At 56.8% G+C, this 22,820-nt stretch carries 10 protein-coding genes; all 10 read right to left on the bottom strand.

Annotated features, from left to right (window positions below; all coding sequences use genetic code 11):
• Positions 1-24 precede the first annotated feature (24 nt).
• Positions 25-801: a TrmH family RNA methyltransferase gene (locus NMK_RS01940; RefSeq protein ID WP_109014076.1), complete on the bottom strand. Its 777-nt coding sequence runs from the start codon at positions 799-801 to the stop codon at positions 25-27.
• On the bottom strand, positions 798-4,061 hold the full coding sequence (locus NMK_RS01935) for a bifunctional diguanylate cyclase/phosphodiesterase (protein ID WP_146187117.1): 3,264 nt from the start codon (positions 4,059-4,061) through the stop codon (positions 798-800). Before NMK_RS01935 ends, NMK_RS01940 begins: the two co-directional genes overlap by 4 nt.
• 166 nt (positions 4,062-4,227) lie before the next feature.
• On the bottom strand, positions 4,228-5,892 hold the full coding sequence (gene ettA / locus NMK_RS01930; protein WP_109014075.1) for an energy-dependent translational throttle protein EttA: 1,665 nt from the start codon (positions 5,890-5,892) through the stop codon (positions 4,228-4,230).
• Positions 5,893-6,042: 150 nt separating this feature from the next.
• Positions 6,043-8,508, bottom strand: coding sequence for an EAL domain-containing protein (locus NMK_RS01925; protein WP_109014074.1), 2,466 nt, complete (start codon positions 8,506-8,508; stop codon positions 6,043-6,045).
• 208 nt (positions 8,509-8,716) lie between these two features.
• Positions 8,717-9,142 (bottom strand): type 2 periplasmic-binding domain-containing protein, encoded by a 426-nt coding sequence (locus NMK_RS01920; RefSeq protein WP_109014073.1) that lies wholly within the window; start codon positions 9,140-9,142, stop codon positions 8,717-8,719.
• Positions 9,143-9,152: 10 nt separating this feature from the next.
• A complete protein-coding gene (locus tag NMK_RS01915) occupies positions 9,153-10,397 on the bottom strand; it encodes a hypothetical protein (RefSeq protein WP_109014072.1) in 1,245 nt (414 codons plus the stop codon).
• Between the two features lie 18 nt (positions 10,398-10,415).
• Positions 10,416-17,954, bottom strand: a complete 7,539-nt coding sequence (locus tag NMK_RS01910) for a PAS domain S-box protein (protein ID WP_109014071.1) — start codon at positions 17,952-17,954, stop codon at positions 10,416-10,418.
• A gap of 324 nt (positions 17,955-18,278) precedes the next feature.
• On the bottom strand, positions 18,279-21,179 hold the full coding sequence (gene gcvP / locus NMK_RS01905) for an aminomethyl-transferring glycine dehydrogenase (protein WP_370848362.1): 2,901 nt from the start codon (positions 21,177-21,179) through the stop codon (positions 18,279-18,281).
• Positions 21,180-21,259: 80 nt separating this feature from the next.
• Positions 21,260-21,640 (bottom strand): glycine cleavage system protein GcvH, encoded by a 381-nt coding sequence (gene gcvH / locus NMK_RS01900; RefSeq protein WP_109014070.1) that lies wholly within the window; start codon positions 21,638-21,640, stop codon positions 21,260-21,262.
• A gap of 17 nt (positions 21,641-21,657) precedes the next feature.
• The gene (gene gcvT / locus NMK_RS01895; RefSeq protein WP_109014069.1) at positions 21,658-22,734 is read right to left on the bottom strand and encodes a glycine cleavage system aminomethyltransferase GcvT; all 1,077 of its coding nucleotides are present in this window, start codon (positions 22,732-22,734) and stop codon (positions 21,658-21,660) included.
• Between the last annotated feature and the right edge of the window lie 86 nt (positions 22,735-22,820).

The raw sequence follows: 22,820 nt of genomic DNA, 5'->3' as shown, positions 1-22,820 counted from the left end.
TGTTGTGCACGGGGATGAGCAGTATTACTTCAAGCGTTGTCGCACGCACTCGAACAAACAAATGGACGCCGCCGCAGCAGCATTAAGTGACTCGATCTGCCCCGGCATCGGGATGCGTACAGGCGTATTGGCGATTTCCAGCAAGGCATCTGATAACCCGGCACCTTCATTCCCGATCAGCACCGCCGTCGGTCCGCGCAAGTCCAGTTGGTAGAGCGATTGCTTGGCATCGAGCCGGGTAGCCAGGGTTTTACCGTTGAATCGCGCTACCAGTGCCGGCAAATCAGCCCCTTCTTCGATGGGCAGGACAAAATGCGCGCCCATGGCAGCCCGAAGCACCTTGGGCGACCAGGCATCCGCGCAGCGCGGGGAGAGATAAGCGACCTCAACACCTGCCGCCGCCGCAGAGCGCAGTATGGTGCCCAGATTGCCCGGATCCTGCACATCTTCGAGCATCAGGCAAAACCCAGCATTGGAAGGAATGCGCGCTGGCGGAATATCGATGAGGGCCAGCAGGCCTACGGGGGTGTCGAGCTGCGTGATTTCGTTGAAAAGCGCATCCGGCAGTTGCAGTACCTCGACCTCAGGCAGCGACGCGAGCAGTGGACCGATTTCCGGATGATCGAGGGCATTCTCGCTGATGGCGACGAGACGGGGCTGCATGCCGGATTCGAGGCAAGCGGCCAGCAGGTGAATACCGTCCAGCAAGGCTTGCGCTGCCTTGCGTCGCGCTTTCGACGATTCTGCGAGTTTTTTGAGTTGTTTGAAGCTTGCGTTATCGCGCGAGGAAATGCGTTTCATGCCCTGAGTCTGGTGTTAAGTAGCGCCTCGAATTCCTCGGCCGGCAGAGGGTGCGAGAACAGGTAACCCTGTCCGTAATCGCACCCCGCAGACACCAGCCAATCGCGTTGAATGGGTGTTTCCACGCCCTCCGCGACGACCTTGATGCCGAGCTTGTGCGCCATCACGATGATGGCTTCGCATAATGCCATATCGTTGCCGTGAGGCGCCATCTGATGGATGAAAGACTCATGGATTTTAAGGTAGTCGATCTCGAACTTGCGCAAATACGCCAGGGAGGAATAGCCGGTCCCGAAATCGTCGATGGCGATCTGCACACCCGCGTTGCGCAACTCCATGATTTTTTCCGCCACTAGCGGACTGGAATCGAGCAGCAGCGCTTCCGTGATTTCGACCGCCAACGCGGCGCCAGCATGTTCCCATTGCGTCGAGTTGCCTGGTTGTATTTTCTTTTTTTCGTCGTGGAATTGTGCCGCAGACTTATTCACGCCGATCTGAAAATCGCTACGATAGCGGCTCCGCCATAGCTCGGCTTGACGAGCTGCCTGGTGAAATACCCAATCCCCGATCTCGACGATGAGCCCGGTTTCTTCCGACAACGCCAAGAATTCACCTGGGTTAAGCAAGCCGTGCACCGGGTGCTGCCAGCGCACCAGTGCCTCGGCCTTGCGAATCTCGCCGGTCTTGAGATCAACGATGGGCTGGTAATGCACGACGAACTGGCCTTCCGCCAACGCGATGCGTAATTCGCCGGCCAATTGGAGACGGGCCTGGGCTGTAGCCTGCATGGCCGCTGTGAAGTAATTGAACCGGTTGCGCCCCTGGTGCTTGGCTGCGTACATGGCCTGGTCGGCGTTCTTGATCAACGTATCGACATCCTCGGCATCGGCGGGAAACAGCGTGATGCCGATACTGGCAGAAACATACCCTGTCTCAAGCCCCAACTGGAACGGTTCCGTCAGGCGATGCAGGATATTTTGCGCCACACGTTCCACACTACTGGTATCCACCAGTTCACCCATGATGGCGGTGAACTCGTCACCGCCCAAACGTGCCACGGTATCTGAGCTGCGCACGCAATTACGCAGCCGCTGCGCGGCTTCCTTAAGCAGCAAGTCGCCCATATCGTGGCCCAGCGTATCGTTTACCTCCTTGAAACGGTCAAGGTCCAGGAACATCAGCGCCATCGGCAGGCCGGAACGCTTGGATTTCTTCATTTCCTGATCTAGGCGATCATAGAACATGCGACGGTTGGGCAAGCCGGTCAACAAGTCGAAATTAGCCTGCTGCCAGATCAACGCTTCTGAAGCTTTCTTCTGGGTGATATCCGAAAACAGCGCCACCAATCGATGAGTCGTCCCGTCGGCACGGCGAATGGCATTGATGCGCAACCATTCCGGAAAAACCTCCCCATTCTTGCGCTTGTTCCAGATCTCCCCCTCCCACTTGCCGTGGGTTTTGATGGCGTGCCAGAACGAGCGATAAAAGGCGGCATCCTGCCGTCCGGACTTCAACAGGCTCGTCGGCTGGCCGATTGCTTCCTCTGCCGAATATCCGGTCAACGCGGTGAAGGCAGGGTTGATACTCATGATGATACCGTTGAGATCGGTGACCATCATGGCATCGCTACTGTGCTCGTACACCAAGCTGGCCAGCTTCTGCGACTCCTCGATCTGACGGCGTTCCGTGATATCGCGCAGCACCATATGGATAAAGCGCTGCTGATGCTGCGTGATCATTCGGGCACTGATTTCCACGGGAAACACACTGCCGTCCTTGCGCCTGTGCTGGGTCTCGAAACGGCTTGCCTCTTTACGTTCCAATATTTCCCGCTTTTGCTCGCACGCCGCATGCGAAGCATCTTCCTCAAGTTCGCACACGTGTTTGCCGACCAACTCATCCATGTCGTAGCCGTACACTTCCTGCGCCCGATCGTTGGCCTGGATAATGCGACCCTGGCTATCGGCCACAATAATGATGTCGTTGGCGAATTTGGAGAGTGTGTTATAGCGTGCCTCGAGGGTTTCGCGTTCCAGCTTTTCCTGTTTATGCAGGTGCTCGAGATGTTCCTGCCGCCGTAGCCACCACAACCAGATGCTAAAGCCAGAAATCGCCATGAGGGCCATGCTGCCCAAGGCCGCCACAATACCTATACGATTAATACTGGCATAGGCTTCCGCTTGATCTTCCTTCACCAGTAGCAGCCAGGGAGAATGAGCGATAGGCGTGATGTAGCCAAGCACTGGATGGCCTCGATAATCATGGAAGTCGTTTAAAAAGGCAGGGACGTTCGACACCTTTGCCATTGCCATGCTGAGTTCGTCAGCGGCTTCAGCCAACGATTTGTTCGTTCGCGGTGGACTTAAATATACGGCGCGCCCATCCTTATAGCGAAGCAGCACCGCCTCGCCAGTTCGGTTATTTCCCGGCCAATCCTGAATCATGGGATACAACACGGGCACAGGATCGAGTTCGGCATACAAAGCACCGATCACCGTACCATGAGCACGCAAGGGCACCATGAAGCCGAAATTTATCGGACCAGCGGCACTGTCGCGATGAAAATCGACCAGCACCAAGTCGTTGTTGGCCATTGCTTGCCTGGCTGCCGCGCCTTCCGTTGCAACGGCTGGGGTATTGTCGCCGTATTCAGGCCGGCCCAGCTTGTCGTAGACCTCGATGCCGGTAAATCCGTGAATGTTTTTGAGCGCCTGAAAACGCGCTTGTACATCAGACATATCGAGCCCAGCATGGCCTTGATACATCCATGCTGCCAAGTCGCGCACCGATTCATCGTCAGCCGCATGCATGATCAGGTCATCCTGGCGTTCCTTCAGCCAACTTGCGATCTGACGGGCCTTGAGCGTGCCGTGCGTGACCAGCGATTGCTGGGTGTCTTGCATGACGGAATCCCTCAAGGCAGTGAAAATCGACCAGCCGCTCAAGCCAATGGCCAAGCACAGCCAGACGAAAAGAAGCAGGGGAAAGAGCCGACTAGCAACGGGAACTGGAAGCTGTAAATCTACATTGGGATGCTGCCTGGATGAGGTGAGCCGGTATACCAGCCGATACAGCAAACTGCCCGTAATAAGGACGAAAACCAGCCCTTTGTAGGTTTGCAGCTGTGTTACCTCAGCAATATCGGGAATCAGCCATTGCAATAAATCGTCGGACAAAAAAATCCAGCTCGCTGCAAAAGCGATATAGATCGCACTGATGCGTGCCGCAGGGCCGGAAGCTTTGTAGGGATTTCCTGACATGCCATTATTTTGAGGCGGCAAGATCAGCAATACAAGAATTTGTTAAAACACTTATTTAAAAAAACCTCCTCCACCAGATAACCAAAAGGGTTAGTCAAACCGCATAAACGATTCGACTAACCCTTTGAGCATTACAAGCAGGCGCAAATTCGCCTGCGGAGGACGATTAGCGTGTAATCGGCTTGTATCGAATACGCTTGGGCTTGGCACCCTCTTCGCCCAGCCGTTTCTTCTTGTCTTCCTCGTATTCCTGGTAGTTTCCGTTGAAGAAAGTCCACTGCGAATCGCCTTCAGCCGCCAGGATGTGCGTCGCGATACGATCCAGGAACCAGCGATCGTGCGAAGTCACCAGCACGCAGCCGGCGAATTCCAACAGTGCGTCTTCCAGCGCACGCAGGGTTTCCACGTCAAGGTCGTTGGAAGGCTCGTCCAGCAGCAGCACGTTGCCGCCGGAAATCAGCGTCTTGGCGAGATGCAGCCGTCCACGTTCACCGCCTGATAGCTGACCGACGATCTTCTGCTGGTCACCGCCCTTGAAGTTGAAGCGGCCGATGTAGGCCCGGCTTGGCATCTCGAATTTGCCCACGGACAGAATATCTGCGCCGCCTGCAATCACGTCGAACACCGTCTTGTTATCTTCCAGCCCTTCGCGCGACTGATCCACCGCCGCAATCTTCACGGTCGGACCGACCACGATTTCGCCACTGTCCGGCTGCTCCTTGCCTTGCAACATCCGGAACAGCGTCGACTTACCCGCGCCGTTGGGACCGATGACGCCAACGATGGCGCCGGGGGGAATGCTGAAACTCAGGTTATCAATCAGCAGGCGATCGCCAAAGCCCTTGCTGACGCCGTTGAACTCGATGACCTTGTCGCCCAAACGCTCACCAGGCGGAATGAAAATTTCCTGCGTTTCGTTGCGCTTCTGGTATTCGACGGAGTTGAGTTCTTCGAAACGGCTCAGACGCGCTTTGGACTTGGCCTGGCGCGCCTTCGGGTTCTGGCGCACCCATTCCAGCTCTTGCTTCATCGCCTTCATGTGGGCGTCGATCTGCTTGTTTTCCTGCTCCAGGCGCGCTTCCTTTTGCTCGAGCCAGCTGGAGTAATTGCCCTTCCAGGGAATGCCGTGGCCGCGGTCCAGTTCCAGAATCCACTCGGCGGCGTTATCCAGGAAGTAGCGGTCGTGCGTCACGGCTACCACAGTGCCTGGGAAGCGCACGAGGAACTGTTCCAGCCACTCCACGGATTCGGCATCCAGGTGGTTGGTCGGCTCGTCCAGCAGCAGCATGTCCGGCTTTGAAAGCAACAGCTTGCACAATGCCACGCGGCGTTTTTCACCGCCGGACAATGGACCGATCTTGGCATCCCAAGGTGGCAGGCGGAGCGCATCGGCGGCGATTTCGAGCTGGTTTTCCAGGTCGGAACCGCTGGCGGCGATGATGTTCTCGTACTTGGCCTGCTCTTCGGCCAGTTTGTCGAAATCGGCGTCGGGTTCGGCGTAGGCCGCGTAGATTTCTTCCAGCTTCTGCTTGGCCTCCATCACGGCGCCCATGCCGGATTCGACTTCCTCGCGCACGGTCTTTTCCGGGTCGAGTTGCGGCTCCTGCGGCAAATAGCCGATGGAAACGCCGGGCTGCCATTGCACTTCGCCCTCGAATTCCTTGTCGGCACCCGCCATGATGCGCAACACAGTGGATTTACCCGCGCCGTTCAAGCCCAGGAGACCGATCTTGGCACCAGGGAAGAACGATAGGGAAATATCCTTGATGATTTGCCGCTTGGGCGGCACGACTTTGCTCACGCGGAGCATGGACATGACGTACTGAGCCATGGAGTATCCTTTTGACAATGAAAAACGGCCCGCAGTGATACGAGCCGTGCCAGTGTTTTGCAAACACCTGAATATGGGCCTGAATTATAGACTCTATTAGTTCAGGCAACCACCGGGTTCATCTTGCCTTGCAGTGACACACCCAAGTATCTAAAGCGAAGCAACTTTTACCCTGGGCGCCGCTCGATGGCTGACATATGCAAGAAACTCATCCTCCGGCATAGGCTTGGCATATAAATAACCTTGCAAATACTCGCACCCGACCGAGGCCAGAATATCGCGCTGGGCTTCGGTTTCCACCCCCTCGGCCACCACCTTGATCCCAAGCTTGTGCGCCATCGCCACGATGGCTTCGGCAATCGCACGATCATTCGCATCGGCATCGATGTCACGCACAAAAGAACGGTCGATCTTCAAATAATCGATTGGAAACTTCTTGAGATATGCCATGGCAGAGTAGCCCGTACCGAAGTCGTCCAGTGCTACCTGCATACCGGCTGCACGCAAGTTCTCCAACTTGCCCAGGATGTCCGAAGCATCGCTCAACAGCAACCCTTCGGTAATTTCGACAACGATGCTTTCGGTCTGCAAGCCGATTTCGTTGATATACGCGGCCCAATGGTCGCTGAAATCCCCACGTGTGAATTGGCGCGGCGACAGGTTGACACTAATACTGGGAGCATCGCCCCCCACGCTGGGAAAGAGATCGGACCATTGTTTCGCCATCAGGGCCGACCGCTGGAACACCCAGTTACCGATGTCGTGGATACAGCCATTTTCTTCGGCAATCGGTACGAACTGGGCGGGAGACACCATTCCGCGATCCGGGTGCACCCAGCGCAAAAGTGCTTCTGCCTTGACGACTTCACCGGTTGCAACCTCGGCAATCGGCTGGAACCAGACCTGCAACTGGTTATTAGCCAAGGCCTCGCGCAAGTCATTGGCAAGATGCAATCGGTTCTGGGATTGCGTCTGCATTTCCCGAGTGAAGAAACTGAACCCGTTGCGTCCTTGTTCCTTGGCTGCATACATGGCCTGGTCGGCGCAGCTAAGGAGAGTCTCCTGCTGCGTTGCATCCTCGGGAAAGCAGGTAATGCCGATGCTTGCCGAAATGTAGCAAGTGTTGCCGTCGACATGAAACGGCTGTTCCATGCGCTGGATAATTTCACCCGCAATACGCGCAAGATGCTTCGCCTCCACAGCATTAGGCACGACGACAATGAATTCGTCACCGCCCAGCCGCGCGACGATATCGGATTCTCGAACGCAATGCGTAAGACGACGAGCGGCATCGACCAACAGAAGATCGCCGACTTCATGCCCCAGCGTATCGTTGACTTCCTTGAACCGATCGAGATCGATGAACAACACACCGATTGCCGTTCCCGTGCGTTCGGCATGGGCGATTTCCTCGCGTAGACGTTCGCCGAACATGCGCCGATTCAACAAGCCAGTCAAAGCATCGTAGCTTGCCTGGCGCTGCAATAGCCGCTCGACAGCAAGACGTTCAGTCATGTCACGTCCAATGGCAAGCGTCCCTTCAACCTGGCCATTACCATCGTATTCAGCAACGATGTACATCTCGTGACTGACCAGGCGTCCATCATCGCGATGCCATTCCAACAGCACATGGTCCGGCTTTCCGGTCAGCATCACATGCCGTAGCCGTGCCTGGTATTCTTCGCACGACATATGGGGCCGCCAAATGGTGTCGTCCTCCACGGGACGTTGGAGGGCCCGCTCAATCGGAGTACCAGTCTCATGTGCATACGCTGGATTGACGAACACACGGCGAAAATCCCGGTCGTAGCGCGCGATGATGTCGGGCGAATTTTCAACCAAAGTACGGAAACGCCGCTCACGTGTAGCAATTTCCTCCTGCATGGCATGCTCTGCCGCCAGCAGATCTCGTACGTTGCCGATCATGATGTTAAAGTCCGCCGCGAGACGACCGATCTCGTTTTTCTCGTTCCCTTCTGGCGGGATGACATAGGCATCAACCTTCGACGCATTGATATCGACATCATGCACGCGCCTCGAAAACTCCCTGATCGGCCGCACTACGGTATGCAGCATGACCAGCGCCACGGCAATACTGACCGCCAGCAGTTCCATCACCAGGAATATGGCGCTGATTTGGGAATAGCTCATGGCTTGTGCGCGGATGAATTCCCCATCCGCGACCAATGTCACCTCGCCAACCATGTCGCCCGCGCCGAATGGAGAGGGAATCGGGCGGGTCACTACAAAACGTTCATCCTTGATCGTGCCTTCACGCAATCGATCAGTCAGCACGGCCTTGCCCGCAGATATCCTGACTCCCGCCACCAGCTTGTTAGTAAGGAGTCCACGCGAAATATCCCCGGCTAAGGTGGCATCGCCAGTAAAGCAGGCAACGCTCACCGAGCTTTCGACCGTGGATAGCAGGGCATCGACATGCGCCATGAGGCGCTTTGTTTCCTGGTCGCGAATGAAGGCCATGCTACCCATGGCAAATAGGGCCGCCAGCAAAGCACCAACCATCAGCACGCGGAAGGTGCTATCGATGACGAGACTGCCGCGGCCCCATTGTCTGAACCAAACCCACATCCGCTGTAGCATGAAGGTCTTATTCATCCCCGTGCTCCAATGGGTGAATAAGTTGCCTCTGCGGCTTAAGCATGAGAAATAGATCGATCGAGATTCTGCAATTCATTTTTATTGTTCTATACAGCCAATCTTTAGATTTAAATGACGGTAGCTTCAGTGCCTTTGGCTATATCCTGCGAGATATCGCGAATATAGGGGCTTCAATCCTGCTCACCTTGGCACTTTTAAAGTTTCCTCAATCCGGCAGCTCATACACCACCTTGACCGAATTACGCAGCTTGCCCCGATCGACATACCCCACCATTCCCGGTGCGCGCGCGACAATGTCCAGCACATCCTGCGGCGGTAAAGATTTTGGCGGCGTCGTGCGCCCCGAAAACATCAGCCGCGACCAGTAGGCATTGATCTCGGCAATGCTCTTGTCCAACAGCTTCTTGTAAAACTCGCGCCGCTCGGGTGAATCGTCATTGACGTCCAACGGATACGCCATGCTGCCATCCGGCAATTTTCGATAACGTCCCATGAAGATATTGACGACATCTTCACGCGACAAATGCTCGACAGGGCTTGTTGCACTGACAATCACGACCAGGCCGGCATGCGCAGGCAGCGAGACCGACAACGACATGAACAGCAACATGAAAAGACGAAAATATTTCATGTCGACCTCCTTAAAAAACGAAATCCAGCGCAACGGAGATCACAGTAAAGGCACGGTGGCCTCGCTGTTCATACGTCTGCTGGAATAAACCAGGTTCGATGGCGGTCCCTGGATCCTGATAGCGAATGCGATCTGCCTGGAACTTGAGTGCCTTGTGGGGGGTAAAGTCGTAGCGAGCACCCAGGATAAAGTCCGTCTGGTTGGTCAAAGGACCGCTTTGCGATAAGGCCGAAGCCATATTGAGCGCATCAGTAGCTACAGATAAACCGTCTGGAATTCCGGTGTGAATAATCTTCCGGTCGGAATGCTGTTTAAAAAAGCCGGCATAAGGTGTGATATCCCCGAGACGATATCCTGCCGTAGCAATGAATTCCTGGCGACCCGGCCAGTTATCCGAAGTTAGATTGTCATAGCTGATGAGCGCCTGCACAGGGCCTTGGTCGTAAGCCAAAGCTATCTGCTGGTAGTTCAGCACCCGGTCCTTGAAGCTGAGGCGATCAATGATAGATGCGCCATTGGGCGCGAACTGCAGTGCACTTAATAATTGCTTGAAAGCCGCGCTTTTGAACTCTTTATCAATCTTCAGCCGTCCGAACGTATATCGTCCCATCCAACTGCCGCGACTATATTCCAAGGTAGAGGCGAGCACCTCAGAATCTCTGTAGTCGAAGCGGTTCGCACCATCCGCTCCAATCGAATTGCCTGAAGTCAATCCGGCCATGCCTCTCACCTTGATCAACCCTCCCTCGACAGGCCTACGCCAATCGATATCAATGCCATCATAGCTACGGGGAATGGTCACGATAGGCTGGCGAATGAGCAAGTTGGAATACCCGATTTCGGCAGAATCGCCCTGCACATAAAAATCCAGGGCGAGGCGACCGGCGCGAATGTACCAGTCATCACTCGGAGAGTATTTTAGGAACGCCCAAGTCAGGTCGGGCTTGTAATTGTTATCGACATTGAGATGGCTAATGGCCTGTATCGTCGCCTCGACATCAGGACGGAAATGCGCCGTCACCTGCAAACCCAGCATCGAATCGGGCGCAAACGACAGATGCCCTGCCCCGGCGCCATGCCCTTGCGAAACGTCACGCCGAAACTGTACGCCGTGTTCGTCATGGTAAACGGCCCCCAGCGTGCCAAAACCATGTACATCTAACATCGACGGCGTATCGTCATCTGCAAATGCTGTAGATGCTCCCAATAACAGCATGGCCGACATTGCCAGCTTCTTGATTTTTATTTTTGTCATTTTTAAATACTTCCGTTATTAACTTGCTTGCACGAACTCCATGAATTGCTCGACCGGCATGGGCTTGGCATAGAGGTAGCCTTGCACGTATTCACATCCAACAGCATCCAAAATGCAGCGCTGCCCTTCGTTTTCCACCCCCTCCGCGATGACCTTGAGTCCCAGCTTGCTAGCCATCACCACGATGGCCTCGGCAATCGCGCGGTCGTTGGGATCGGTTTCGATATCGCGAACGAAAGAGCGGTCGATCTTGAGGTAATCGATGGGAAATTTCTTGAGATAGGCCATGGCCGAGTAGCCGGTGCCGAAATCGTCGAGCGCCACCTGCATGCCGGCCATGCCGAATCGTGCCAGTTTCTCCATGATATCCATGCGATCGTCGAGCAGCAGTCCCTCAGTGATTTCAATCGCAATGCTGCGGGGATCGACGTTAAGCGACTCGATATGCTCGAGCCAGACCTTGTCGATGCGTCCCTTGGCGAACTGGCGCGGTGAAAGGTTCACACTTACCTGTCGCAAGGTCGAAGCCGTGCCGACACATGCCGCAGCGTTCCATTCCTTGGCAAGCATCACCGCCTGACGGAAGACCCAATCGCCGATGTCGTGGATCAATCCGTGCTCCTCGGCGACGGGAATAAAGACATCAGGCGAGACCATCCCGCGCGTCGGGTGCTGCCATCGCAGCAAGGCTTCTGCCTTGAGCACTTCACCCGTCGCGATATCCACGATAGGCTGGTAATGCACCTGCAACTGGCCTTTATCCATGGCTTCGCGCAGATCGCCGGCGAGTTGCAATCGGGAATGCACTTGTTGCTGGATTGCGGCGGTAAAGAAGCTGAAAGTGTTTCGCCCGTCATTCTTGGCGGCATACATGGCATGGTCGGCGCAGCTAACCAGGCTCTCGGCGTCCTGTGCATCCAGGGGATAGCCGGCGATCCCGATACTGGCGGAAACGTACACAACATGAGCATCCAGGCAGAACGGCTGTGATAGCTTATCGACCATGGTCTGGGCGAGATGGCCCAAGGCGGAGACTTCATCCACCTGCGTCAGGACGACGACAAACTCATCCCCGCCCAGGCGAGCCACGGTATCGGACTCGCGTACGCAAGCTTGAATGCGCTTCGCTGCCTCGATTAGCAATTGGTCGCCGAACTCGTGACCGAGGCTGTCGTTGACCTCCTTGAAATGATCAAGATCGATGAAGAGCAGTGCAATACCCTCTGACAAACGCTCGGCTCGCATGACTTCCTCATGCAACCGTTGCCTGAACAGGCGGCGGTTAGGCAGGCCGGTTAGGCTATCGTAACTGGCATGCCGCTGCATTTGTTCCTCGATGTGCTTACGCTCGATAGCAATCGCACAAAGGTTGGCTGCCTCGCGCAGCAGTTCCATATCGGAGGCCTGCGGCTCGCCGAGTTGTTGCAGATAGACCGTGACTACGCCGAGCATCCGACCCGATGCAGCCTTGATAGGCTCTGACCAGCAGCCGCGCAAATCCTGGTCCTGGCTGAATACGGTACACATCGCCCCGGCATGATGGCAGGTTCGATCGGAAGATATCCGTTCCCCACGCGAGGCAGCCACAGCGCAGCATCCTTTATGCTGGCTGAGGTCGATTTCGCCCAGAGCGACGACTTCCGGCAGCGTGGGAGCTGCGACGCTCTTGAGCCGCGTGCCGCTTTCGTCAAGCAGCATGATGGATGCGCGCATGCCGCGTCCCGAAGCGTCGATGTATCCCGCCACCTGTGCCAGCACCTGGGCCAAATCTCCGCCATGTGCCATCGCTTCGAAGACGCGTTGGCGTTCGGCATCGAGCAACTGTTCGCGCCGTTGCGCAGTGATATCGAATCCCAGCACCAGCAGGCCCAATACCTGCCCCGCTGCATCGAGCTCAGGCGCCACACGCACCATATGGCTGTAAAAACGCCCGCGCTCGCTTCTCCATTCGAGCGTCACTTCCTCCTGCACTCCGGTTTCGAGGACGCGGGTGAGCGTGGTGACATACTCGTCAACGGTAATATTCTCGGCACGCCAGAAAGTGCTCACATGCAAACCGTACAACCGATCTTCGGCAATGCCTACAGCCGACATGTAAGCGGAATTGGCATACACATGACGTAGCCTGCGATCCAGGCGAACGACATAGGTCGGCAGATTTTCCACCAATGTGCTGAGCTCCCGCTCACGCTGCATTAATGCCCGCTCCGCCAATTTGCGAGGTGTGATATTACGGCCGATCGACAAGACACCAGTGATGCTCCCGTCTGTATCCCGCTCCGGCACGTATAAATTGAAGAAGTATTGCTCGCGACCGTCAGGCCCGATGTAAATGACTTCCGTCTCGGACGGTTCGCCGGTATTGAGGACATGCCGGATCGCAGCCATCAATTTTTCCGATTCACCCTTGCCCACCAATGAGGCGTCTTTCGGGCTCGCGCCCAGCAATTCGGCCGCAGATTTGTTCGATAAGCGCTCCACTGCCGGGTTTACATAAATACGGCGCCCCTCCCTGTCGTAGCGGAAAATCGGATCAGGCAGATTGTCCGTCAGGGTACGCAACTCGCGCTCGCGCTCGGCCAAGGCCTGCTGGGCGAGCTTGCGCTCGGTGATGTCGCGTATAAGGGCAAAATTAAGACGCTGGCCCTCATACTCGACCATGTTTGCATTCACCTCCACCGAGATAATTTCTCCCGTCCTGCAACGATGCAGCGTCTCCAGCGTGATCGTTCCCCTGCGATGCAAGTCCGCCCAATGCTCGGGCCATACGGCCTCGTTGTACAAGGGATCAATGTCGGGGATACGCATGGTAAGAAGTTCTTCCTGCGCGTATCCCAGCATCCTGCTGGCGCCTTGGTTGACCTGGAGAATACTGGCATCCTCTGCGATCAGGTAAATGGCTTCACCCACCTGATTGAGCGCCTTGTCCTGCAATGCCAGGCGAGCCTCGACCCGCTTGCGTTCGGTGATGTCGCGTACCAAGGCCAGGTTGTAGTTTCTACCCTGGTAGGAGAATGGATTGGCATTGACTTCTGCCGCGAACGTAAGTCCATCCTTGGTCTTGATACGTGTCTGGATGGTTTTGGATGCCAAACCATTTTTGAAACCAACCATCAACTGCTGCCAGTCTTCGGGAGTGAAATCAGGATCGATATCGAATACCCGCATCCCTAGTAATTCGTCATGCGTATATCCCAGCGCTCGGCAAGTTTCTGCATTGACCCTGACAAATTCGGCATTTTCGTCGATCAGGTAAAAACCTTCGCCAATATGATCGAGTGCGTATTCGAGCAACTTGAGTTCTTCATCGCGCTGTTTGCGCTCGGTAATGTCACGCACCAGGCATAAATGGTAGCTACGGCCTTCGTAGACTATCGCCGTGGATTTGACTTCTACATCAATGAGACAGCCACCCCTAGTTCTGTGCCGACTTTCCAATGTTGCAGTCATTCCAGGCTTCTCATGCATCCTGGATGTTTGCCAATGCTCCGGCTGGTAGTCCGGGTCGATGTCGAACACGCTCATCGTCAACAGTTCTTCCCGTGAATAACCCAGCGCACGGCAGGACTCCTCGTTGACCTGCACGAACCGGGCTTCCTCATCCAGCAAGAACAAGCCTTCGTTGATCTGGTTCAGCGCATAATCCTGCAAGGCAAAACGTGCTTCCTGCCGCTTGCGTTCGGTAATATCACGCACCAGCGCAAGGGTATAGCAGTGTTCATTGGCTTCGAAGTAGCTGGATACAATCTCGATTGGAGAGACATGACCAGCGCGATTCCGGTGGCTACTTTCGAAGGTCAGCACCCCATGGCGTTGAAGGTCTCGCCAATGGCTAGACCAAGCATCCTGACGATAATCCAGATTGAAATCCGGCACCGACATATTCATTAATTCTTCACGGGTATACCCGAGCGTCCGGCAGGTATGCTCGTTGACATAGACCAGTCGCGCCGACTCATCAACCAGCATGACGGTTTCCTTGACGTTGTCGAGAGCGAGGCGCAGCAGTTCCAGCTTTTCTTCGCTCTGCTTACGCTCGGTAATATCCCGGCCGATGCCCAGCACCCCGATGACATTCCCAGCGGCGTCCTGGACCGGAACCTTACGCGTTTCGAGCAGGATATGACTGCCATCGCTGGCCAGCGTCACCCATTCCTCATTGATACGCACTGCGCCTGCATCAATAGCTTCCTTATCTTTCTGGCGGAAGAAATCGGCCAATTCGGTGGGGACGTAATCGTAATCGGACTTGCCGACAATCTCGGCTTCAGCAACGCCGAAAAACCGCTCAAATGCATGGTTGCATGCGAGGTACACCCCATCGACATTCTTCATCCATACATAATCGGGAATAGTTTGGAGCACGCTGCGCAGGCGGTAAGTGGTATTTTCCAGATCGAACTGTGTTTGCTTGAGTGCAGTAATGTCCTTGATGGTACCCACCAGGATGGACTCGCCCTGCGCATCTTTAAAGCAGCTCTTGGTGGTCAGGATCGTATGGGTGAGACCCGCGGCGTCGGTGAACGACTCCTCGTTGATGTTGGGTGTTCCGCTGACGAACACTTCCTCGTCCTTGGCCCAGAACACATCGGCTTGTTCAGACGGGAAGAACTCGTAATCCGATTTACCCAGTAAGCCTTCGCGTGAGACACCCATGAAACTGCACATGGCATCGTTCAGCAACAGCCAACGGTGCTGTCTATCCTTGACGAACACCGGATCGGCCACAGTATCGATGATTTGCTGCAAGAACTGATGCGATGCCTCAATTGCGCGTTCTGCACGATCACGCTCGATCTCAGCCGCGACCCGGGGCGCCACCATGCGCAGAATAGCGCCGATCGCGGCGATATCCTGTATCGGCTTGTCGTCCATCACGGCGATCAAGCCGATCACTTGCCCCGTGGAATCCATCAACGGCTGGCCGGCATAGCTCTCCGCCTCCATGTCCACCAGCAAGCGATCATCGGGGAAGAGTTGCTGCACACCCTGCGGGTAGCAGCACGCAAGCCCATCCATCACATTGCTGCACGGGGTATCCTTGAGGCTGTATTGCATGTTGGGCAACAGGTCGCCCTTGGCGTACAGCGCCAAGGTTTCAGCGATGCTCGCATCCCCGGAAAGTTTATCGACCAGCACATAGGCCACGCCGAGCGTTTGGCCTAGATAGCGCATCAGCGCTTGGAGGAACGATTCGACATCCTTCTCCCAGCCGCCCTGCGCAATAAACTCCAGTACGCCTTCCACCCGCTTGCGAGCGCTGATATCGGTCATGATGGTGGAGTAGTACAACGGCTTGCCGCCTGTATCACGGTGCAACACCAATAGCTGCGATACAGGAATTTCATGCCCATTCTTATGGCGCAACGCAGTTTCGCCACGCCATACGCCATGCTCGTGAAGGGCTGGCAGCGCTTGTTCCACAAGAATCTGATGGGCCCAATCAGGATGAACGTCGGAAATTCTCAAGCCCGTTAGATCAGCATCTTCGGCCAAGCCGAGCATGCGCCTCGCGGCGCGATTGTGGTACTGCAAACGACCGTCGATACTGGCGCTGCCGATGAAGTCGACGGATTGTTCCAGTATCTCGACCACCTGCTTCAACTGGTTTTCCGACTGCTTGCGCTCGGTAATATCGAGTATGGTGCCGATCAACCCTGCCACATCGCCATGGACATCGCGGAAGACCGCCTTGTTGAAAACCACGTCGCGCAATTGGCCATCGGCATTCCTGACCTGGGATTCGTATTGTTGCAAGCCGCCTTGCGCAAACAGCGCGCGATCCTTGGCGGCATAGACCTCAGCAAGCTCTTGCGGGCTGATGTCAAATACCGTTTTGCCCAGCAGCACTGCCTTGCTCGCACTGAAAAATTCTTCGTAAGCCCGGTTGAAACCGAGGTAGCGGCCAGCGCGATCCTTGTAGAACACAGGCAGCGGCAAGGTATCGAGCAGCGTATCGAGGAAAGCCTCGCGTTCGCGCAAGGCTTGTTCCGCCTCTTTGCGTTCCGTGATATCGAGCACGGTCCCGTGCGTCGAGAGTGGATTACCGTCTGGCCCGTAGTGATGTTCGCCGCGTTCCAGCACGTATTTGATCCGTCCATCCGACATCAGCAGGCGGTGTTCGATCTGGTAAGGCTTACGGGTGTTCAATGATTGGTCGAAAGCCTGTTGCACCGCATTCCGGTCGTCCGGGTGCACCCATCTGAAGAAATCCTGGTCGCTAGCACTAAAGCGCACCGGATCGATCTCGAAAATGCGGTAGACCTCGTCCGACCAGGTCAAGCGGCGGTCGGTCAAATCCAGCGTCCAGCTGCCTAGCCGGGCGATACGCTGAGCTTCGGACAAGGCAAGGCTCTTGATGCGCAAACGCTGTTCGTCCTGCTTGCGCTCATTGATATCCAGCATCATGCCGTAGCCTAAAACATCGCCATCCGGCTGTCGGGCATGCGTCGACTTGGCGTGCAACCAACGTACGCCTTTCTCCGGATGCAGGATGCGGAATTCAACATTCAACGGCGTAAGCTTCTCGGCCGAGTCGAGGATGACGCCTTGCAATATCTCGCGGTCTTCGCCATGAACCAGTTCGAGAATATTGTTGCCTGCCGCGATAACAGCCTCCGGCGCGAGGCCGCATAACGCCTGGACGCCGACACTGGCATGAAGGAACTGCAGATGGCCATCCATGCCGACTCGGCAGATGTAGAGGAACCCCGGCAGGTTCGCTGCCATGAGCGAATATTGCTGCTCCAGATCCAGACGCGCCTGAATGGCGGCCTCATAGACCTTGCGTTCCGTAATGTCACGCGAGCAGCCAACCGTACCTACCACCTTGCCGTCCACGACTAGCGGAGACTTCCAGGTTTCCATCCAGTGCCGCACACCATGCTCGTCGCAATATTCTTCTTCGACGTTCTTCGACTGGCCGCTCGCCATGACTTCGCGATCGTCAGCGACGTATTTTTCGGCAAGCTCGCGGGGAAAGAAATGGAAATCGGTCTTGCCTTCAAGATCGCGCGTATCGGCAACCCCCGCCACCCGTGCATACTGGGTGTTGGCTGCCAGCAAACGACTTTGCTCGTCCTTGAGCCAGACGAAGTAGGGAGAATTATCGAGCAAGGTCCGTTGGTATTGCTCGCGTCGGCGCAGTTCGGCCAGCGCTTGATCATGTGCCCGCCGAACATCGTCGACCCGCTGCACATGCCCTGCCAGCAGATACCGACCACCGTATTCCCAACGGCTCAAGCGGAGTGCGATAAGGCTTTGCTGCCCATCGAACAAACCCTCTGTTTCAATTTTCACCTCGGCAGTCTCGGCAAGTTGTCGCCATACGCCCGCCAGTTGTGATGTATCCGGAATAGAAATCCACTGCGCCAAAGGCATGCCCGGGGCAACAGCTTGGACGCCGTAGCGGCCGCATGAAGCGCTGACATGAGCAAGGCGAAAATCATCGTCGGGATCGGCGACGAAAAAAGCCGGCGCATTAACGTCCTCGGCCACATGACGATAAAACGCCTGTTCTAGATCTGGAACCGGGGAGGAGGAAGGGGTTTGCATCATGCGAAGCTGGCTCTAGAGTTGGCTGATCGATGCCTGATCACCTGGCATTGAACAAGCCGACGCAACGAAGGTTATTGCTTACAACCGGGCTGACGCCCAGCTACACGTACGGCCTCAAAGGACTAGGGCGATTCCAAATTCTCGCCTCTTCATATTAACTACCGCGTACGGGATGATCGCAAAACCGGCCCGGCATATACAATCAGCGAACTCCGAATATTCCTAGGCCAATACTGCATCTCAAGGCCTACCGGCACTAAGGAATTCCCTACCACTAAAGATGCAATCGATAGGGTCGCACCTCGAATATTCCGACACACAAGATCAGGAAGAGGATGAGGGCTCCATCGGCAGACACACACAAAACACATGCCGGTCGCCATACACTTCGTCAATGCGGTTCACGCTCGGCCAGAATTTGTTTTCTGCCACCCAGGCTGAGGGAAAGGCCGCCGCAGCCCGCGAATAAGGCCGAGACCACAGTTCTTCCGCCAGATCGGCCTGAGTATGGGGCGCTAGGCGTAACGGGCTTTCCTCCGCTTTCCACACGCCGCGCTCCACCTGACGGATTTCCTCGCGAATCGAATGCATCGCCGCAATGAAACGGTCGAGTTCGTCGCGCGCCTCGGATTCCGTCGGTTCGACCATGAGCGTGCCGGGGACAGGAAAACTCACCGTGGGGGCGTGAAATCCGTAGTCCATTAGCCGCTTGGCAATGTCGGTTTCGGTAATTCCCGTCGCGGCCTTGATGGGCCGCATATCGAGGATACACTCGTGCGCCACCCTGCCCTGTTCGCCGGTGTAGAGCAGCGGGTAATCGTCTTTAAGCCGCACGGCGATGTAGTTGGCGTTGAGGATGGCGATTTCGGAAGCGCGTTTCAGCCCGCGAGCACCCATCAGCGTGATGTACATCCACGAGATCGGCAGGATGGAAGCTGAACCCCAGGGTGCCGCGGAAATCGCGCTGAGTCCTTTATGCAGCCGATCCTCCGGCCCCACTGGTTGCAGGGGATGGTCGGGGATGAAAGGTAGCAAATGTCGTTTGAGCCCGATTGGCCCCATGCCCGGCCCACCGCCACCGTGCGGGATGCAAAAAGTCTTGTGTAGATTGATATGACTGACGTCCGCGCCAATGTACGCCGGACTGGCAAGCCCGACCATGGCGTTGAGGTTGGCACCGTCCATATACACCTGCCCGCCGTGGCGATGCACGAGTTCGCATATCTCGCGAATGCGAGGCTCGAACACGCCGTGGGTCGATGGGTAAGTCACCATCAGGCAGGACAAACGCTCGGCATGTGCGCTGGCCTTGGCTTCGAGGTCGGCCACATCCACATTGCCGCGGGCGTCGCAAGCGATTGCCACCACGTCCAGTCCGCACATCCGGGCACTGGCCGGGTTGGTGCCATGGGCCGAGGTCGGGATCAAGCATACGTCACGTCGCCCCTGCCCGATGGACGCCTGGTAGCGGCGAATCGCCACCAGCCCGGCATATTCCCCCTGCGCGCCGGAATTCGGCTGCATGCAGATACCGTCGAAGCCGGTGACGGCCTTGAGCATGTTTTCCAGCCCGTAGATCATCTCCAGGGTGCCCGCCGCCTGCTCCAGCGGCGCAAAGGGATGCATATCGGCAAACTCGGGCCACGAAATCGGCAGCATCTCGCTGGTCGCATTGAGCTTCATGGTGCACGAGCCGAGCGGGATCATGCTCCGGTCCAGCGCCAGGTCGCGGTCTTGCAACTTGCGCAGGTAGCGCAGCATCTGGTGTTCGGAATGATGGGTGTTGAAGACAGGATGGGTGAGTATGTGGTCCTCGCGCCGCAGGCCGTCGAGCGGGCTTTTCGCCTCGGCATCCAGTGCCGCGATCGCGGGCGATTGCCCGGTCAGCAGAATCAGCAAGGTCGCGATGTCGCTACGCGTGGTTTTCTCGTTAAGCGCGATTCCAAGGACACTGGGCGAAACGCATCGCAGGTTGTAGCCCGCGTTAAGAGCCGCCAGATAGACGCTTTCTGCCCGCGGACCGAACTCCACGCGCAACGTATCGAAATAGCGCTGCGACAGTACCTTCACCCCGCCCCGCTGCAATCCCAGCGCCAGGATGCTGGTCAGGCGATGGATACGCTCCGCAATGGTCTTCAAGCCCTTGGGGCCGTGGTAGACCGCGTACATTGAGGCCATGTTGGCCAACAAAACTTGCGACGTACAGATGTTGGAATTGGCCTTTTCACGGCGGATGTGCTGCTCCCGCGTCTGCAAGGCCATGCGCAACGCCGGTTTGCCGCGGCTATCCTGCGACACGCCGATGATGCGTCCCGGAACGCTGCGCTTGTGCTCGTCGCGTGTGGCAAAAAAAGCGGCATGCGGACCGCCGAACCCCATGGGTACGCCGAAGCGCTGGGCCGACCCCAGGGCGATATCTGCCCCCATGGCTCCCGGCGACTTGAGCAGCACCAGCGCCATGAGGTCGGCCGCCACCGCGGCGATGCCGCCTTGCATCTGGACGGCGGCAATATGGGGCGAAAGGTCGGCCGCCTCACCGCGGTCGTCCGGGTATTGCAGCAAGGCCCCGAACACTGCCCGCTCGCCCGCCTGTTGCGCCTTGCCGAACAGCAGTTCGAAGCCGAAAAACCCGGCGCGGGTTTTCAACACGTCGATGGTTTGCGGAAAGCAGTTTTCATCGACGAAGAACTTGTTCGACGCCGATTGGCTCAAGCGACGCGCCATCGCCATGGCTTCGGCGGCTGCCGTTGCTTCATCCAGCAACGAGGCATTGGCGAGCGGCAGCCCTGTCAAATCGATGATGAGTTGCTGAAAATTGAGCAGCGCCTCCAGCCGACCTTGCGAGATTTCCGCCTGATACGGCGTGTAGGCGGTATACCAGCCGGGGTTTTCAAGCAGGTTGCGCTGGATGACGGCGGGGGTGATGGTATCGGCATAGCCCATGCCGATGAGGGATTTCTGGACAAGGTTCTTGGCGGCCAGAGCTTTGAGCGCCGCCAGGGCTTCATGTTCAGGCTTCGGGCCGGGGAGCGGCAGTTCGTCGGTACGGCGGATGTCGGCAGGAATGGTCTGGGCAATCAGGTCGTCGAGGCTGGCCGTCCCCACCACCTCAAGCATTTGCTCGACTTCTTCATCGCGCGGTCCGATGTGCCGGGCGATGAAGGCGTCTTTTTGTTCAAGCGATTCAAGCGGCAAGCGGTCTGGCATGGCGCGTCTTTCTGTCAACGTGAAGCCTTTCAACGTGAACTGGGGGTTACATTTCCCAACCTCTCCTGCAACGACTGAAATTGAAACGCAAAGAAGCCTTAGCCTTCCACCGACTTGCGATACCCCTCGGCGTCCAGCAGCGTCTGCACGTCCGCCGCGTTGTCAGGCTTGATGCGGAACAGCCAGGCAGTGAAAGCCCCGTCGTTGACGCTTTCCGGCGCATCGGCCGCGGCCTGGTTGACCTCGACCACGGTGCCCGCCACCGGCGCATAAATGTCCGATGCCGCCTTCACCGACTCCACCACGGCAATCTGCTGCCCGGCACCATAGGCCTTGCCGACCTGCGGCAACTCGATAAATACCAAGTCGCCCAATTGCTCTTGCGCGTGATCGGTGATGCCGACGGTCAGGTTGCCGTCGCTTTCCTGGCGCACCCATTCGTGGGTGGCGGCATAGCGAAGTTCGGCGGGAATATTCATAAAAATCTCCAATGGTTTCAGACCAGTATTGTTCCATGGCGCACGAAAGGCGGCTTGACGACGCGGGCCTCGAACAGGCGATCGCGGATTTCGACGCGCACAGTATTGCCAAAAGTCACCCCGGGAGGCAAGCGCGCCAAGCCGATGGCCCGCTGCATCGTGGGTGAAAACGTGCCGCTGGTTACCAGCCCCATGCCGTGCGCTGTCTCGACTTTTTGATGGGCTCGCAACACGCCGCGCTCCAGCAGCACCAACCCCGCGAATAGCCAGGTTTGACCGCGTCGTTGCAGCGCCGCCTTGCCGACAAAATCGCGTGGGTCGTTGATATCTACCGTCCAGGCGAGCCCCGCATCCAGCGGCGACGTCGCTTCATCCATGTCCTGGCCGTAAAGACTCATGCCGGCCTCCAGGCGCAAGGTATCCCGTGCCCCCAATCCGCAAGGCGCCACGCCCAGCGCCAGCAATCTCTCCCATAGCGGCGCTACCTGTACGGCAGGTAGGCTGATTTCGAAGCCGTCTTCCCCCGTGTAGCCGGTGCGTCCGACGAATACATCGCCGACCTGCCGACCGAAGAACGGCGGCATATCGCGGGTGGCGGACTTGAGATCGGGTATGGCTTGCCAAACGCGCTCGCGAGCGTTCGGCCCTTGCACGGCCAGCATGGCGAGGTCGCGGCGCGGCGCGACCGTGGCATTCATCTTCCATGCCTCCAGCCGGTCGACCATCCAGGCCAGGTCTTTTTCGGTCGTGGCGGCATTGACGACCAGACGGAAATGCGTGTCATCGAGGCGATAGACGATCAAATCGTCCACCACGCCGCCGTTGTCGTTCAGCATGACGCTGTAAAGCGCCTTGCCCGGCAGCTTCAGCTTCTGGACATCGTTGGCCAGCAGACCGCGCAAAAAGGTGTGACTCTCGTCGCCGACGATATCTACGGCACACATGTGCGAGACGTCGAACATGCCGCAGTCGCGCCGCACGGCGTGGTGCTCCTCGATTTGCGAGCCGTAGTGCAGCGGCATTTCCCAACCGCCGAAATCGACCATATGGGCGCCCAGCTTGCGGTGGGATTCGTTGAGAACTGTTTTCTGCATGGGGTCCTCGCGGCCGATATCGGAAAATGCCTCTTAGCTACCTGTATAAATGAGTCAGCCTATCCTGACAAGTCTACTGACTGTAG

Origin of the sequence: Novimethylophilus kurashikiensis (assembly GCF_003112435.1) — a bacterium.
In the GTDB taxonomy this organism is placed as follows: Bacteria; Pseudomonadota; Gammaproteobacteria; order Burkholderiales; family Methylophilaceae; genus Novimethylophilus; species Novimethylophilus kurashikiensis.
This window is presented reverse-complemented; position numbering and strand designations above follow the sequence as displayed.